This window comes from Candidatus Defluviilinea gracilis (assembly GCA_016716235.1).
In the GTDB taxonomy this organism is placed as follows: domain Bacteria; phylum Chloroflexota; class Anaerolineae; order Anaerolineales; family Villigracilaceae; genus Defluviilinea; species Defluviilinea gracilis.
Map to the genome: position 1 here is coordinate 460,367 of JADJWS010000002.1, position 14,654 is coordinate 475,020.

Annotated in this window: 16 protein-coding genes and 1 tRNA gene; 8 read left to right on the forward strand and 9 right to left on the reverse strand. The window is 54.4% G+C overall.

Translation table 11 applies throughout. From position 1 onward, the window contains the following. Positions 1-97 precede the first annotated feature (97 nt). From topA to IPM31_13130, 5 genes are all read left to right on the forward strand, one after another. On the forward strand, positions 98-2,419 hold the full coding sequence (gene topA, locus IPM31_13110; protein ID MBK9007920.1) for a type I DNA topoisomerase: 2,322 nt from the start codon (positions 98-100) through the stop codon (positions 2,417-2,419). Between the two features lie 8 nt (positions 2,420-2,427). Continuing rightward, entirely contained in the window at positions 2,428-2,607 is a 180-nt protein-coding gene (locus tag IPM31_13115) for a hypothetical protein (GenBank protein MBK9007921.1), read from the forward strand. Further along, the gene (locus IPM31_13120) at positions 2,585-3,991 is read left to right on the forward strand and encodes an SAM-dependent methyltransferase (GenBank protein MBK9007922.1); all 1,407 of its coding nucleotides are present in this window, start codon (positions 2,585-2,587) and stop codon (positions 3,989-3,991) included. Before IPM31_13115 ends, IPM31_13120 begins: the two co-directional genes overlap by 23 nt. A gap of 181 nt (positions 3,992-4,172) precedes the next feature. Further along, entirely contained in the window at positions 4,173-5,201 is a 1,029-nt protein-coding gene (locus IPM31_13125; GenBank protein ID MBK9007923.1) for a hypothetical protein, read from the forward strand. 50 nt (positions 5,202-5,251) lie between these two features. Further along, a complete protein-coding gene (locus IPM31_13130) occupies positions 5,252-5,458 on the forward strand; it encodes a hypothetical protein (protein ID MBK9007924.1) in 207 nt (68 codons plus the stop codon). Positions 5,459-6,363: 905 nt separating this feature from the next. Here the strand turns inward: IPM31_13130 and greA are convergent. The 4 genes from greA to IPM31_13150 all read right to left on the reverse strand — a co-directional run bounded on the left by greA (position 6,364) and on the right by IPM31_13150 (position 8,918). Further along, a complete protein-coding gene (greA, locus tag IPM31_13135) occupies positions 6,364-6,825 on the reverse strand; it encodes a transcription elongation factor GreA (protein MBK9007925.1) in 462 nt (153 codons plus the stop codon). A 13-nt stretch (positions 6,826-6,838) separates the two neighbouring features. Next, positions 6,839-7,990 carry a deoxyguanosinetriphosphate triphosphohydrolase gene (locus IPM31_13140; protein ID MBK9007926.1) on the reverse strand — a complete coding sequence of 384 codons (1,152 nt, stop codon included), beginning with the start codon at positions 7,988-7,990 and terminating at the stop codon, positions 6,839-6,841. Positions 7,991-8,048: 58 nt separating this feature from the next. Beyond that, positions 8,049-8,132: transfer RNA gene (locus tag IPM31_13145), tRNA-Leu, on the reverse strand. A 21-nt stretch (positions 8,133-8,153) separates the two neighbouring features. After that, positions 8,154-8,918 carry a TIGR02206 family membrane protein gene (locus tag IPM31_13150; GenBank protein ID MBK9007927.1) on the reverse strand — a complete coding sequence of 255 codons (765 nt, stop codon included), beginning with the start codon at positions 8,916-8,918 and terminating at the stop codon, positions 8,154-8,156. 231 nt (positions 8,919-9,149) lie between these two features. Here IPM31_13150 and IPM31_13155 point away from each other — a divergent pair, with 231 nt between their 5' ends. From IPM31_13155 to IPM31_13165, 3 genes are read left to right on the forward strand one after another with little or no spacing between them, the layout of a single operon-like run. Continuing rightward, a complete protein-coding gene (locus IPM31_13155; GenBank protein MBK9007928.1) occupies positions 9,150-9,482 on the forward strand; it encodes a cupredoxin domain-containing protein in 333 nt (110 codons plus the stop codon). Further along, positions 9,445-9,555: a hypothetical protein gene (locus IPM31_13160; protein MBK9007929.1), complete on the forward strand. Its 111-nt coding sequence runs from the start codon at positions 9,445-9,447 to the stop codon at positions 9,553-9,555. The genes IPM31_13155 and IPM31_13160 overlap by 38 nt, the downstream gene beginning before the upstream one ends. A gap of 16 nt (positions 9,556-9,571) precedes the next feature. Then, on the forward strand, positions 9,572-10,336 hold the full coding sequence (locus IPM31_13165; protein MBK9007930.1) for an RNA methyltransferase: 765 nt from the start codon (positions 9,572-9,574) through the stop codon (positions 10,334-10,336). A 62-nt stretch (positions 10,337-10,398) separates the two neighbouring features. Here IPM31_13165 and IPM31_13170 read toward each other — a convergent pair whose 3' ends face one another. The 5 genes from IPM31_13170 to IPM31_13190 form a co-directional block, all read right to left on the reverse strand. Continuing rightward, positions 10,399-10,623: a hypothetical protein gene (locus tag IPM31_13170; GenBank protein MBK9007931.1), complete on the reverse strand. Its 225-nt coding sequence runs from the start codon at positions 10,621-10,623 to the stop codon at positions 10,399-10,401. A gap of 14 nt (positions 10,624-10,637) precedes the next feature. Beyond that, positions 10,638-11,069, reverse strand: coding sequence for a vitamin K epoxide reductase family protein (locus IPM31_13175; GenBank protein ID MBK9007932.1), 432 nt, complete (start codon positions 11,067-11,069; stop codon positions 10,638-10,640). A gap of 6 nt (positions 11,070-11,075) precedes the next feature. Continuing rightward, positions 11,076-12,011: a molybdopterin molybdotransferase MoeA gene (locus IPM31_13180; protein ID MBK9007933.1), complete on the reverse strand. Its 936-nt coding sequence runs from the start codon at positions 12,009-12,011 to the stop codon at positions 11,076-11,078. Continuing rightward, positions 12,008-12,319 (reverse strand): hypothetical protein, encoded by a 312-nt coding sequence (locus IPM31_13185; protein MBK9007934.1) that lies wholly within the window; start codon positions 12,317-12,319, stop codon positions 12,008-12,010. The genes IPM31_13180 and IPM31_13185 overlap by 4 nt, the downstream gene beginning before the upstream one ends. A 94-nt stretch (positions 12,320-12,413) precedes the next feature. Beyond that, entirely contained in the window at positions 12,414-14,639 is a 2,226-nt protein-coding gene (locus IPM31_13190) for a bifunctional (p)ppGpp synthetase/guanosine-3',5'-bis(diphosphate) 3'-pyrophosphohydrolase (protein ID MBK9007935.1), read from the reverse strand. Positions 14,640-14,654 lie beyond the last annotated feature (15 nt).

Consider the following 14,654-nt stretch of genomic DNA (forward strand, 5'->3'; position numbering starts at 1 on the left):
GGAGGGCGTAGCCCGACGAAGCGATCTCCGTCAACGTGTTGGAGATTGCTTCGGGCGGAAGAACACCGCCCTCGCAATGACGGTGTAAAGGTAATTTATGGAAGCCTATTGTATGAAATGCAAGACCAAACGTGAGATGAAAGACCCTGTCGCGGGTTTCAACGCGAAGGCGTCTCCTGTCACGATTGGCACTTGCTCAGTGTGTGGAACAAAACTATATCGCATGGGAAAGACCGACGCGCACGCGGGACTCGTCCCGCCGCCGAAGCCTGAGAAGGTGGCAAAGGTGGAAAAGCGCGACGGCAAACTCGTCATCGTCGAATCGCCCGCGAAGGCGAAGACCGTCGGTCGTTTTCTCGGCAAGGGATACACAGTCCGCGCATCGGTGGGGCATGTGCGTGATTTGTTGAAGTCGCAGTTATCGGTGGATGTGGACAACGGCTTCACGCCGAAGTATCGCGTGCCAAACGAGAAAAAAGAAGTCGTCAAAGAACTCAAGAAGTTGGCGCAAAAAGCCGAAGAGATTTATCTCGCAACCGATCCCGACCGCGAAGGCGAATCGATTTCGTGGCATTTGCTCGAGTCGGCAGAGATCGAACCTGCGCGCACGAAGCGCGTCGTCTTTCACGAGATCACCGAACCCGCCATCAAAGAAGCGTTCTCGCATCCGCGCGACATCAACATGGATTTGGTGAACGCCCAGCAAGCGCGTCGCGTGCTGGATCGTTTGGTCGGCTACAGCATCAGCCCGATCCTCTGGGAGAAGGTGCGCGGACGCCTGTCGGCGGGACGCGTTCAATCGGTGGCGCTCAGGCTGATCGTCGAGAGAGAACGTGAGATCGAAGCGTTCGTGCCTGTCGAGTATTGGTCCATCCATGGCGAGTTCCAGCCCGAGGGATTGAAATCCAATTTTCTTGCGAAGCTGGCGAAGATAGACGATGCCGATCCCGAACTGCCCAACGAAGAAACGGTCAAGCCGATCCTTGTGGATATGGAGACTGCCGCGTACACGGTGACGAAGGTCAAGCGCGGCGAACGCCGACGTAAGCCTGCCGCGCCGTTTACGACTTCGACCCTGCAACAGGAGGCTTCGCGCAAACTCGGCTTCACCGCCAAACGCACGATGGCGCTGGCGCAGGGATTATATGAAGGGCAGGACGTGGGCAACGGCGGCACGACGGGTCTCATCACCTACATGCGAACCGACTCGACCAACGTTTCCGCTCTCGCGCAACAGGAAGCGCGGCAATATGTGACGGGAAAATACGGCGCAGACTTTTTGCCTGACGAACCGCCGCAATATACAAAACGCTCCGCCAACGCGCAAGAAGCGCACGAAGCGATTCGCCCAACCTCGGTGATGCGCGAACCTGAATCGGTGAAAGAATTTCTCGAGCCTGCCATGTTCAAGTTGTATCGTTTGATCTGGCAACGCTTTGTCGCTTCGCAGATGGAAGCGGCGGTATACGACACGCTACAAGTAGAAGTGACAGGCAAAACAAGCGCGCACGAATATTTATTGCGCGCCTCTGGTTCTGCGGTGAAGTTCGCGGGCTTTTTGGTCGTGTATGAAGAAGCCAAGAACGAAGATAAAAAATCGGAAGAAGATGAGGAAGAGAATGTCAAAATCCCTGCGGGCATTGCCGAGGGACAAAAGCAGGAATTGATTCGCCTCATCCCCGAACAACATTTCACACAACCGCCGCCGCGTTATTCGGAAGCGTCGCTTGTGCAAGCGCTCGAAGAAGATGGCATTGGTCGCCCGTCCACATACGCGCCGACGATCTCCACGATCCAAGCGCGCGGATACGTCTTGCGCGAAGAAAAACGACTCGTGCCGACGGAGATCGGAATCCAAGTCAATGATTTGATGGTGGAATACTTCCCCGACATCGTTGACCTGAAATTCACCGCGCGTATGGAAGAAGACCTCGACATGATCTCGAACGGTCAAGCCGAGTGGACGGAAGTGATGCACGAGTTCTATCATCCGTTCGCGGAAGACTTGAAAAAAGCGCAGGCAGAAATGCCCGTCACAAAAAGCGCGCCAGAAAAGATCGGGCGCATCTGTCCCACCGACGGCGGCGATCTCGTCATCCGTTATGGTCGCTTCGGCAAATTTATTTCGTGCGCGAACTTCCCCAATTGCCGTTACACCGAACCGTGGCTCGTCAAGATCGGCGTGCAATGCCCCAAAGACGGCGGCGACATCGTCGAAAAGAAAACGCGCAAAGGGCGCACGTTCTACGGATGCGCGAATTATCCGAATTGCGATTTCACCTCGTGGAAGCGCCCGCTCAAACAGCCCTGCCCAAAATGCAACGGCTTGCTTGTGTACGCCAACAAACGCGAAGCGCAATGCACGAACTGTCAGGAAACTTTCCTGCTCGAAACGATTATTCCCGAAACAGTTGAATAGGAGTCACCATGCACTTTGCGCCTCTTCCATATCTCGATCCTGGCTCTGGCAGTTTTTTGATTCAACTCGCCATCGCCGCACTGCTTGGTTTAGGGGTCGCATTCCGCGCCTCGTGGAGCAAGATCAAAGGATGGTTCGGAGTCAAACCGAAGCCGACCGAAGACGATGACGAATCAGAAAACGAATAGCGGAGGACTACCCGCTTCTTTTCGGGACCCCAGCGGGTTTTTGTTTTCTCGAGGCGGAGTCCTGTACCGACAGATTAATCGCGCTTACGAGCGCGATTATTCGCGTTTGATGGAGTCGGGGTTGTACGAGAGGCTGGTGAAGGCTGGGTTTTTGATTCCGCATGTCGAAGCGAATCAGGTTGCCCCTGAGAGCGAAGCGTCCCCTAAAGGGGATGTAGCATTTAAAGTCATCCAGCCTGAGCGCGTGCCGTTCATTTCGTATCCGTATGAATGGTCGTTCGGGCAGTTGAAGTCTGCCGCGCTGGCGACGTTGACCATCCAAAAGCGCGCGTTGAAAGCGGACATGTCGTTGAAAGACGCGAGCGCGTACAACATGCAATTCGTGCGCGGCAAAGCGACGTTGATCGACACGTTGTCGTTTGAAGTGTATGAAGAGGGACAGCCGTGGGTGGCATATAAACAATTCTGCCAACATTTTCTCGCGCCGCTGGCGTTGATGGCATTGCGCGACGTGCGCTTGAGTCAACTTTTGCGCGCCTACATTGACGGCGTGCCGCTTGACCTTGCGAGCGAATTGCTCCCAACGAAGACAAGATTTAATTTTGGTTTGCTTACGCATATTCACGTTCACGCGGGCGCGCAGAAAAAATATGCGGGTGAGGAAGTCAAGTCGCGTGGAGGTTCGATGAGCCGACAAGCGATGACAGGTTTGATCGAGAGTCTCGAGTCTACGATTCAAAAACTCGATTGGACTCCGCGCGGCACCGAATGGGGAAATTATTACGACATCACCAATTATTCCGACGCGGCGTTTGAACACAAAAAGCAACTCGTGGGCGAATGGTCGGCGCGACTCAAGCCCGCGCTCACCTGGGACTTGGGCGCGAACAACGGCGAGTTCAGCCGCGTGGCTGGCGCGAACAGCGCGTTCGTTGTTTCGTTCGATATTGATCCCGCCGCCGTCGAACAAAATTATCGGCAGATGAAGCACGATAAAACTGAGAATCTTTTGCCGCTATTATTAGACCTGACGAATCCGAGTCCCGCCATCGGCTGGGCGAACCGTGAGCGCGATTCGTTCGGTGGGCGAGGTCCCGCCGATCTGGCGCTGGCTCTGGCGGTCATTCATCATCTCGCGATTTCAAACAATGTGCCGCTACCTCAACTCGCGGACTTTTTTGCCGAAACCACAAAATGGCTGGTGATCGAGTTCGTCCCGAAGCAAGATAGCCAAGTGCAGAAACTACTCGCCTCGCGGAAAGATATTTTCCCCTCGTACACACGCGAGGGATTTGAAGCGGCATTTGTTGAACGTTTCGCAATTCGAGAGGCGGTTGAGATCCGCGAATCGGAACGGGTGTTGTATTTGATGGAGAGGAAGTAAGTCAATAACGGCATGTCATGCTGAGGGACACCTCGCGCCCCGAAGCATCTCTGTTATTGCGATCGAGACTCTTCGGTCGCTGAAGAACGCTCCCTCAGGGCGACATGGTAGGTAATTCAGGTGTTGTATTGAATGTGGGATGGTATATAATTAGCGAAACCTGCGAAAAAAGGAAAAGGCTATGGAAGCGATAATCGCGATCGTGAAAAACCTTCTAAAGAATAATCGGATCGTATTCATCCTCGGAGTGCTTTTAGGTTTGGCGCTTGGGATTACGTTCGCGTGGGGAATTTGGCCCGTTGAAGTGGTGGATACCACGCCGGACGTGATGCGCTTTGATTTGCAACAAGACTTCCTGCGGATGACCATCGATTCCTATAACAAGACCGGCGATGTGGACGCCGCCATGCGCCGTTGGGACAGCCTCGGCGCCTCCGCCGCTCCCGCGTATATCAGCTTGCAATCTGATCCGGGGAACCTGACCTCACAGGAAGTGCAAGAGTTTGGGGTGCTGGTGCAGGCGGTGAAAGGCGCGCCTATTCAAAACCCCCAAACGCCTGGCGCGGAGGTCCCATCTTCTGGTTCGGTGTCTTCCGGCATAGGTCGGTTCGTCCTGTACGGAGCGATCGCGGTGGTTGCTATCCTCCTGGCGGTTGCCGCATTCTATCTGTTCCGTTTGTTCCGCAAAGGGAGCGGCACGGTCACCCCGGCGATGGAAGCGACCAAACTCAACAAGAGCATCGAGCGCACCGATTATCAGCAACATGGCCTTGAGCCCCCGATCACGCAATCCCTAACAACGTATGTGTACGGTTACGACCTGTACGATGAATCGTTCAGCATCGACACGCAGGCGGGGAAGTACCTCGGCGAGTTCGGTGTTGGCATTTGTGAAAAGATCGGCGTCGGCGAGCCGAAGAAGGTCACCGCGCTGGAAATCTGGCTCTTCGAGGAAAACGATATCAAAACCGCCACCAAAGTGCTGATGTCTGACCATGCCTTCAACAACCCGGAGATTCGCGACCGGCTCGAAGCCAAGGGAGAGTTGGTCTTGCTTCAGCCGAGGGAACAAATCCTGTTGGAGACCGCCAATCTGCAACTCCTCGCCACCGTGGTGGATTTGGAATACGGAATGGGCTCGATGCCCCAAAATAGTTACTTCCAACGCGTCACGCTGGAATTTGCGGTCTGGCCCCGCGCCGCGAAATAACCCCATCCTCTTCGACGAACAGGGGCTGTCTAAAAAGGGGAGGACAGCCCATGGGAAAAGTTAATACAGGAGAGACCAACCTCACCTTCAAGCCGTACGCAATGGAGCAGTTGAGTCCTGCCGCCAGTTTGGAAGAATTAATCCTGAAAACATCGGACGGGTGGTCAATCGCGTCGGGAGAGCTGGACCGAGCCGCTTTACAAATCAAGGGGGGGACGGCAGTTATCATCCGCGAGATGTTGAAGGTGATTGTGTAGCCTACCCCAAAGTCATTCTGCGGAAGATCGAAAAGGCGGGGGAATATTGGCTTCAGTGGATCAGCGGGGACTTTCCTGGCGAGTTGAAGGAAGGGTGCGGAAAGTGTTCGCTTGATGATGGAGCTTCTGGTGGAAGGGCTACGTGAAGATGGAGATTACTTTGTGGATGGGAGCAGCGGGCCCAACTCCACCGCACAAAGTGGTGTGGGCGAGAAGACGCGAAATACAAGGAGAACTACAACAGCAAATTCAGGCGTTGCTGGATGAATCGAGCAGGTGAACGAACGCGAGAATGCAGTATATGGGGAGGAAAACCTGGGAGACTGGCGAGCAAAGCGAGTTAGCGAAGGGAGCAGGGGAATCAACCCCAGTTGAAGGAGGGCGCGCAAAGGCAAGAAATTAGCAGAGATGCCGCGTTTGGAGAAGTACGAGAGCAAGAACGCTCGGGGGACCCGCTGAACAGCCAGTCGCGCAAGGGGGGGCGCGGCTAACGGCAAATAGGACCGAAGCGTGGTGGGCTAGCCTCCCCCAGACAGTTGCTTATGCAACAACACGTCCCAGGCAACCGGCGACAGGCTACGCACAGAAAACTGCCAGAGGCGGGGACTACCTCAAACAACACCTCCAGGGCGCCGGCACGCTGAGAGAGCGCTTCAGTCACCTGCTTTCCGGGCAGGGTCGTGTGTCCCCCCCCATGGTCTATATCGAGACCAAACCCTACCAATCCAAAAAGGCCTCCTAACCGAACGGCGGGTTTAGGAATGTTGGAGTGGCCGCCTGCCTCTCAACCCAAATGCCCAAAGCCAAGGCATCGCCAAAGCAAGTCGGATTGAACTCCGCCGCTATCGTCAGCAAGCCAAAGGCAGGGGCGCCGGGGCGGCCGGGGTTTCCTTTAAACCCTGTTTTTATTCCACGTTGAGTATCTTTATTTGTAGTGTACCGCCGGGGGTTTGCGCCTCCACGGTTTCGCCTGCCCGGTGATTCATCAACGCCCTCCCAATCGGCGACTCGTTCGATATCTTGTTGTTGCGCGGATCCGCTTCCTTCGCTCCGACCATGGAGAAGGTCTCTGGGTCAAAACCTGCCTCCTGCACAGTGACGCGCGAGCCAACCATCACCACGTCGCTTTGTTTCTTTTCGACGATCACAGCCATGCGTAGAATGGCTTCGATCTCCTGAATGCGTCCTTCGAGAAAGGCTTGGTCCTCTTTTGCTTTGTGATAATCCGCGTTTTCAGAAAGGTCGCCCATTTGAATGGCGGATCGCAGGCGCTGGGCAAGTTCTTCGCGTCGCGCCCCGGTGAGTTCCACTAATTCGGTCTTTAGTTTTGCCTCCCCTTCGGGAGTGAGATACATTGGTTGAGACATTCTTCACCTGTTCCTATGGCTTTTCGAGCGGACTAAAAAGTTTCTGATGTTCTTCGATGGCATAACGGTCGGTCATGCCGGCGATGTAATCGCAGATCGCGCGTTCCAGTCCGCGCTTGTCGATCAAGGTTTGTACCGAGTCGGGAAGCATCAACGGCTCCGCCTGATACGCATGGAACAGATCAGTGATCAGCCGTTCCGCTTTAACCTGCATCCGCGCCACGCGATAATGGCGATAGAGTTTCTTGTACAGGAAGTCTTTCAGTTCGCGGTTGCGGCGCTGCATGTCTTCGCTGTGCCCGATCATATTGTGTTTCAGTTTCTGAAGATCGAGCGCGGACTTTGCCTTGCTTTCTTTCAGGCGTTTGTCAGTCGCTTCGACCATATCGGTGATCAGGATGCCCACAAGTTGGCGGATCATGCGGTGACGTTCCATCTCCTCCAGTTCGCGCCCGCTCCAGTTGTAGGTTTCGCGCAGAATTTCCCACAAGGCAATGCCATCGAGCATCTGCGGCGTGATCATGCCTGAACGCAAGCCGTCATCAAGGTCGTGAGTCGTGTAGGCTAGTTCGTCGGCGACATTGGCGATCTGTGTTTCGAGGTTGCCGCGCAGGTCGGGCTGATACTCGCGCGCGTCAGAAATGTCGTATTCGGATTCGTGTTTGACCATCCCTTCGCGGACTTCCCACGTCAGGTTCAAACCCGGGAATTCGGGGTAACGCTGTTCGAGTTCGGTGACGATACGCAGGGATTGTTTGTTGTGGTCGAATCCGCCATGATCTTTCATCAATCGCGCCAATGCGGCTTCGCCAGAATGACCAAACGGCGAGTGCCCCAGGTCGTGCGCGAGGCAGACCGCTTCCACGAGGTCTTCGTTGGCGCCGAGGGCGCGGGCAAATGTTCTGCCGATCTGGGCAACTTCGAGGGTATGGGTGAGGCGGGTGCGGAAGTAGTCGCCTTCAAAGTTGATGAAAACCTGTGTCTTGTATTCGAGGCGGCGAAAGGCTGTAGTGTGGAGAATACGGTCGCGGTCGCGTTGGAACGATGTGCGGTAGTCCGGTTCGCTGTCCAGGTAGGCGCGTCCTTTTGAGTCTTTGCTCCGCATGCCGTAGGGCGCGAGGCTTTTATCTTCTATTTCTTCAAGTTGCTGGCGCGTAAAGTACATGATGGTTAACTCTCGCCCCTTGCCTCTCTCTCGTGGGAGAGAGGGCGGGCGCGGAAAATGGGGCGAGAGGGGGTCGAACCCTCACGATATCACTACCGACGGATTTTAAGTCCGTTGCGTCTGCCGATTCCGCCATCGCCCCGATGGGGATTGATATTCTACCTTATTTTGAAATGCTTTCCAGCCGCGAGGCGCTGTCTTTGTTTGCTTGATTCTTGTTGCGCCAATCTTTGATTGCGAAAGGAAGATATAAAAGCAGGCAAGTCACAATGCCGATCCCTTCCATATAAAGCACATAGAGGGGCCAATCGGGGAGCAGGCTGAGCAGGCTGGACGTGTTCGGCTTGTAATTGATCATCAGATAATTACTGCCAATGGCTGTGTTGATGAAATAGATCGTGACAACATAGATGTTCATCCAAATCGCCACCCTGACGATCGACTTCCACGTGGGACGAAACCGTTCCACGGCGGTCATGTATATTGCGGAGGTAACGATCAATCCATGCGAAATAAACGTTTGAAAAAACCTGAAGTGTGGGAAGCCATAGATGCCGAGATCGGGCGTGATCAATGCCTGTATCGCGCCGCCGATGCCGAGAAAATACGCAAACTCGTAGATGGCGTAATTTTTTGTGACCAGCATCAACGCGCCCATCCACACCAGCAGGCTACACAAGTGAAGTGGAAGCATGGTCTGGATCGTCCACCAGCCGACGGCGTAATTCCATGCGTGCCAAGCGACCTCGTTGACCAGCAGAATCAACGCCAGTGTCCAGCGGATTTTGCTCTTGGTCGCGTTGCTGGCGTTCTTGAAATGGATGAGGAAAAGATTCAAGAAAAGGATAAAGGTCAACCCGCCGATGTGCGCGATGCCGAACAGGTTGAAGGCAGAACCGAGGTAGTTTTCTGCAAAGAACTGGCTCATGAGCACATTCTACCGCCTAATGTACACGGAACTGAATTACAATGACTCTATCGAAATACATCGGGGCTGACCATGCGGAAGCCGCAGATTTTCTTTTCTTGCATCAGCGAAATCAGCGTTTTCAGCGTCTCGGCCACTTTTGTTTATTGGGATAAAGTCTATTGTTTACGCCAACGCCGGTTTTCATACGATTATCCCTGAATTAACGGATCGCTTTCCCCGGAGAGAACCATGAAAATGTATGCGGTCATCACCGTAATGCTCGTATGTTTACTATTGACTTCCTGTAAAGACGGCGGGTCATCCGCCGCCATCGATGTAACCCTGACCGACTTTCAATTCACGCCCAATTCCTTTACGATTATGGCGGGGCGGGAAATCACGATCAACGCGGTGAACAATGGAGTGGTGGAGCATGAATTTGCCATCCTAAAATTTGGCGCCGATGCGGGCGATGAGTTTGACGAAGAAGATAAGCAGAATATCTATTGGGAGGTGAAAGTGCCTGCCCGGGCAATCGGTCACGTTGACGTTCACTGCTCCGTCCGCGCCGGGCGAGTATAGCGTTGTCTGTGGGATCCAAGGACATCTCATGGCGGGCATGGTTGGAAAGTTGACCGTGGTAGCGGGTGAGTGAAGCATGAGCAAGCCCTTTGATCGTCAGCGCGAATAACGAACTTGTGAAGCGCGCCCGCTCATTGCGGCAGAAAAAGCATCGTATTGAAACGGGTTTGTTCCTCGTGGAAGGGATCCACCACATCGGGCAGGCGTTGGATGCGGGTTGGAATGTGGAGTCGATTTTTTACGCGCCTGATCTGCTTGCGAGTAAATACGCCAAAGAACTCATTGCCCGGGTTTCGGAAAAGGCGCTTCCTGTTTCAAGAGACGTAGCCAACTCTCTGGCAGAGAAAGATAACCCACAAGGCATTGTCGCTGTGGTTCGCCAGAGACAAACCCTTGCATCGAGCCTCACGTCATCCAGCCCTGTTGTCGCGCTGGTTTCGCCACAAGATCCGGGCAATGTCGGGACGATCCTCCGCACGATGGACGCGATTGGAATCGACGCCTTGTTTCTTTTGGATGGCGGGGTCGAGTTATATCACCCAACCTTGATCCGCTCCAGCATGGGCGCGATCTTTTGGAAGGGCATTGCGCAAACTTCATTCGAAGAATTTCGCGTCTGGGCGCAAACGGCAGGGCGTCAATTGATCGGCGCGTCTGCCCATGCGGATGTGGATTATAAGTCTCTCGTTCCGCAAACCCCGTGGGCGCTTGTGCTGGGTAGCGAACAAAAGGGTCTGTCCGCGGAGCAGGTTAACGCTTGCGATGTGACAGTATCCCTGCCGATGCGGGGGAAAGTCAGTTCGTTAAATTTAGCGGTGGCGGCGGGCGTGTTGTTATACGAGTTAAAAACATAAAGGCAGACGACGCGTCGTCTGCCTTAGTTTGGGCGACCAGATTTCACTTGGGGAACGATGCGTTAGAACTCATCTTCCTCTTCGTCCCAAGATTCATCCTCGTCATCATCTTCCTCTTCGTCCCATTCCTCCGCTTCTTCTTCGTCCCAATCTTCTTTGGCGGCGGCTTCGTCGCTGGGGGTGTAGGTGGCGCAACCGGTGTCGGGGTCGAACTCTACCGCAGCGGCTGAGCAATAACCTTCATCAAGAAAGACACAATCGGTGTAATGACATTTGATACGGGGCATTCAATCCTCCTGAATTAGGGTTGTTTGATAAGGCGAATGACTGAGATGACAAACAGCAGGGTCATCGCCACTTGTGATGTGATGCAGAACGGACAATAGGCTTTGATCAGCGCGACCTCGACAAAGACCAGATACACTGTAAACAAAAACCCGGTCACTGAAATCCCGAAGAAAATCATCGCGCCATTGTCTTGAAACATACCGGGTCGGCGCTCAAGGATTTGCACAGCCAACAAAGCAAGGTACCCGACCACCCCGATGATTGCCACGGGAACGCCGCGCACTTCAGAGTAAGGGCTGGCGTTCACCACCGAGCATCCTTCCGAGCCAACGCACATGGCGGCTTGAAGTTCCTTGCTTGTAAATTTGTACACTGTCATGTAAGACGCGACGAGCAACCCGATAACGGTGATCGCCAGTGAAATTTGCGCGAGCCGCTTATTCATAAATCCTCATAATAACCAAGCCTCAACTTCCTGACCAGCAGGCACGCATTTTACACCAGCGGGAATAATTAGTAAAGCATCCGCCTGCACCAACGATAGAATGTTGCCCGAACCCTGGTGCCCGGTCAAGCGCGCGACGAGAGACCCGTTTTCGTCGCGGAGATTGGCGCGCAGATAACTCTCTCGTCCATCGGAATTGATTTCCTCCTCGCATCGCGCGCGGACGGTGAGCCTGTTTCTCTCCCTCAGCCCTGCCAGCCGCCCCAGCGCCGTGCGGACAAATACCTCAAACCCCACAAACGCCGACACGGGATTACCCGGCAAGCCGATGAATGGAATGCCATTGTATTCGCCGAAAGCAAGCGGTTTGCCGGGGCGCATGTTCACGCGCCAAAAATCCATTTTGCCGTTCGACTCGATCACGCTCTTCACGTAATCGAACGCGCCCACGCTCACGCCCGCCGAAGAGAGGATCAGGTCCACTTTCAGCGCGGACGTTTTGTCGAGCGCCGCTTTGACAGATTCGTAGGTATCTTTTGCTGTGCCAAGTTTTTCCACCTCCGCGCCGGCCGACTCGATTAGCCCAGCCAGCATGGGCGAGTTTGAGTCGCGGATCTTGCCCGGTTCGAGAGGCTGGCTTGCGTCTAGCAATTCATCGCCAGAGGAGAAGAGTGCCACGCGGGGCTTGCGGAATACTTCCACAGTGGAGTACCCCAAAGATGCCAAGAGCGCGACATCTTGAGGTTTTAATTTTCGTCCTATACGCAAGACGATGTCGCCTGAGCGTACATCCGCGCCGCGCTGACGAGTGTTCTCGTTTTGGATCACGTTTTTGAACATCGTCACCTCCGGCGGGGGCGCGCCAGCAGCTCGGTCTTGAAAATCGGTATCTTCCACGGGGATCACCGCGTCGGCGCCCAGAGGCACCGGGGCGCCAGTCATGATGCGAGCCGCTTCGCCGGGGCGATGGAAACTGTCGGCGGCGAGCCGGCAGGGATGTCTGCGATCACGCGTAAAGTCCGTGGTGAAGCGGGTTTTGCATCGGCCACATCGATCGCGCGAATGGCAAAGCCATCCATCGAGGAGTTGTCAAATGGAGGCAGGTCGTCCAACGCGGTCACGTCTTGCGCGAGGATGCGATTCAAAGACTCTGCCGCAGGCAAGGCTTCGGTTGTGCCAGGTTGAAAGTGGGAAAGTATGCGCTCGCGCGCTTCACGGACGCTGAGCAGATTCATAGGAAGCGGCGACATTATACTGTGTAACTTGCGATTGGCACGAATGGTGATATTCCGCGAAATCCGTCCAATCCGTGTACAGAATCACGGCAACTACCGAGGAACCAATTTACCCCGGCTTTGTTCTCTGCGCCTCCAACACATTTGGCACGCTTTCAATACGCGTGAGCACGCGGCTTAACTGCTCCAGGTCGCGCACATCAACTACGAGGCGCAGATCGGCAACGCTTCGGTTGTAACTAACAGACACATCTTTGATATTCACGCTCTCGCCTTGCAGCAGGGTTGAAATATCACCGAGCAATCCATCGCGGTCGTATGCTTTCACGGTGACGGGCACGGCGTAGGTTTGTTGGGTGGTTCCCCAATCCACTTGCACGAGCCGCTCGGTATCCTCTCTGTGTAAAATATTCGGGCAATCTTGTCGGTGAATTGTCGCGCCGCGCCCGCGCGTGATGTACCCGATGATCTGGTCTCCGGGCATGGGCGAACAACATTTTGCCATTTGCCAAAGCAAGCCTTTCAGTCCGACAACCTGAATCGCATCGGGGGAGGTTTTGGTCTCTGGCGCGGGGGTGGCTTGCAGAATATCCGCGGTTTCTTCCGTCCCTTCCAATTGTTTGATGATTTTGCTGAGGGAAAGATCGCCATTACCGAGGGCGATGAACATTTCATCGGAAGTTTTGTAGGCAAGTTCGCACGCCATCTTTTCGAAATTCAATTCGGAAATTCCAAGGCGGCTCAATTCGCGTTCGAATCCGGCGCGTCCCTGGGCGAGGTTTTGTTCATCCTCCTGCTTTTTGAACCATGCTTTGACTTTGGATCGCGCTCGTTGCGTCTTGACCAGCCCCAGATTCGGATTTAACCAATCGCGGCTTGGACCCCCGCGCTTCGCTGTCAAAATTTCGATCTGGTCGCCCGTCTTCAACGCTTGTTGCAAGGGGACGAGTTTGCCGTTCACCCGCGCGCCGCGACAGCGGTGGCCGATATCGGTGTGGACGTGGTAGGCAAAATCAATGGGGGTTGAACCGACAGCGAGATCGTAAATGTCTCCGCGCGGGGTGAAGACGTAGACGCGGTCCTGGAATACATCCGATTTCATACTCTCGACGAATTCTGTCGCGTCGTGCACGTCGGTCTTCCATTCCATCATGTTGCGGAGCCAGTTAATGCGCTGTTCGTAGCTTTTATCGCGCTTGGCGCCTTCTTTGTATTTCCAGTGGGCGGCGATGCCGTATTCTGCGTTTTCGTGCATCTCCTGCGTGCGGATCTGAATTTCCAACGGGCGGCCGTCTTCGTAGATGACGGCTGTGTGAAGCGATTGGTAGAAGTTTTCTTTTGGCGCGGCAATATAATCGTCGAATTCGCCGGGGATGGGTCTCCACGTGGTGTGAATTACTCCAAGCGCGGCGTAGCACGAGGGGATGTCCTGAACGAGGAGTCGCATGGCGCGCACATCCCGAACCAGATCGAACGATTTTCCCTTCTGCGCCATCTTTTTGAAGATGGAATAAATATGTTTAGGACGTCCGCTAACTTCGGCTTTGATGTTGTTTGCTTCAAGCAAACGGGTAAGGGCTTCTTTGATGTCTACGATTTGTTTTTCCCGCTCGGGTCGTTTTTCTTGCAATTCTTCGGCAATTTCCTTGTACTTTTCCGGGTTGAGGTATCGGAAGCCAAGGTCTTCCAATTCCCATTTGATCTGCCAGATGCCGAGGCGGTTCGTGAGCGGGGCAAAGATTTCGAGAGTCTCTTTGGCAATGCGCTTTTGTTTGGCTTCGGGCATGAAGCCGAGCGTCCGCATGTTGTGGAGGCGATCTGCTAGTTTGATCAGCACGACGCGCACATCGTCGCCCATGGCGAGGAATGTTTTCCGTAGGGTTTCAGATGCCATATCTTGTTTGCGTGCGCGCGCGTTAGCAGGGATGATGTCTGGATCCAATGCGTCGTCGGATGATTCGGGTCTTTCTGCGTGCTGGTCGCCGCGCGAGACTCGCGGAAGTTTTGTCAACTTTGTCACCCCATCGACGAGAGTCGCGATGGTATCCCCAAAATCTCTGCGAATATCGCCGAGGCTGATGGGGGTGTCTTCCACTGTGTCGTGAAGCAACGCCGCCGCGATCACCTCGGATGGTACTTTAAGATCTGCCAAAATGCCTGCCACCGCCAGGCAATGGTTGATATACGGTTCACCGGAATGCCTCTTTTGGTCGCGGTGCGCCTCTTCCGCCACTCGGTAGGCGCGCTGGATCAACTCCTTCTCAGAGAAGCCATACGATTCGGGGAGTTGCCCCATTAATTTTTCGAGCGGGACCGCATTGTGCGCCGATTTCATGCGTGGTATTGTACT

Excerpts from the sequence above, each read along its gene's own strand:
- topA (MBK9007920.1), top strand. The coding sequence starts at position 98 with ATGGAAGCCTATTGTATGAAATGCAAGACCAAACGTGAGATGAAAGAC.
- IPM31_13115 (MBK9007921.1), top strand. The coding sequence starts at position 2,428 with ATGCACTTTGCGCCTCTTCCATATCTCGATCCTGGCTCTGGCAGTTTT.
- IPM31_13120 (MBK9007922.1), top strand. The coding sequence starts at position 2,585 with ATGACGAATCAGAAAACGAATAGCGGAGGACTACCCGCTTCTTTTCGG.
- IPM31_13125 (MBK9007923.1), top strand. The coding sequence starts at position 4,173 with ATGGAAGCGATAATCGCGATCGTGAAAAACCTTCTAAAGAATAATCGG.
- IPM31_13130 (MBK9007924.1), top strand. The coding sequence starts at position 5,252 with ATGGGAAAAGTTAATACAGGAGAGACCAACCTCACCTTCAAGCCGTAC.
- greA (MBK9007925.1), bottom strand. The coding sequence starts at position 6,825 with ATGTCTCAACCAATGTATCTCACTCCCGAAGGGGAGGCAAAACTAAAG.
- IPM31_13140 (MBK9007926.1), bottom strand. The coding sequence starts at position 7,990 with ATGTACTTTACGCGCCAGCAACTTGAAGAAATAGAAGATAAAAGCCTC.
- IPM31_13150 (MBK9007927.1), bottom strand. The coding sequence starts at position 8,918 with ATGAGCCAGTTCTTTGCAGAAAACTACCTCGGTTCTGCCTTCAACCTG.
- IPM31_13155 (MBK9007928.1), top strand. The coding sequence starts at position 9,150 with ATGAAAATGTATGCGGTCATCACCGTAATGCTCGTATGTTTACTATTG.
- IPM31_13170 (MBK9007931.1), bottom strand. The coding sequence starts at position 10,623 with ATGCCCCGTATCAAATGTCATTACACCGATTGTGTCTTTCTTGATGAA.
- IPM31_13175 (MBK9007932.1), bottom strand. The coding sequence starts at position 11,069 with ATGAATAAGCGGCTCGCGCAAATTTCACTGGCGATCACCGTTATCGGG.
- IPM31_13180 (MBK9007933.1), bottom strand. The coding sequence starts at position 12,011 with ATGACTGGCGCCCCGGTGCCTCTGGGCGCCGACGCGGTGATCCCCGTG.
- IPM31_13185 (MBK9007934.1), bottom strand. The coding sequence starts at position 12,319 with ATGTCGCCGCTTCCTATGAATCTGCTCAGCGTCCGTGAAGCGCGCGAG.
- IPM31_13190 (MBK9007935.1), bottom strand. The coding sequence starts at position 14,639 with ATGAAATCGGCGCACAATGCGGTCCCGCTCGAAAAATTAATGGGGCAA.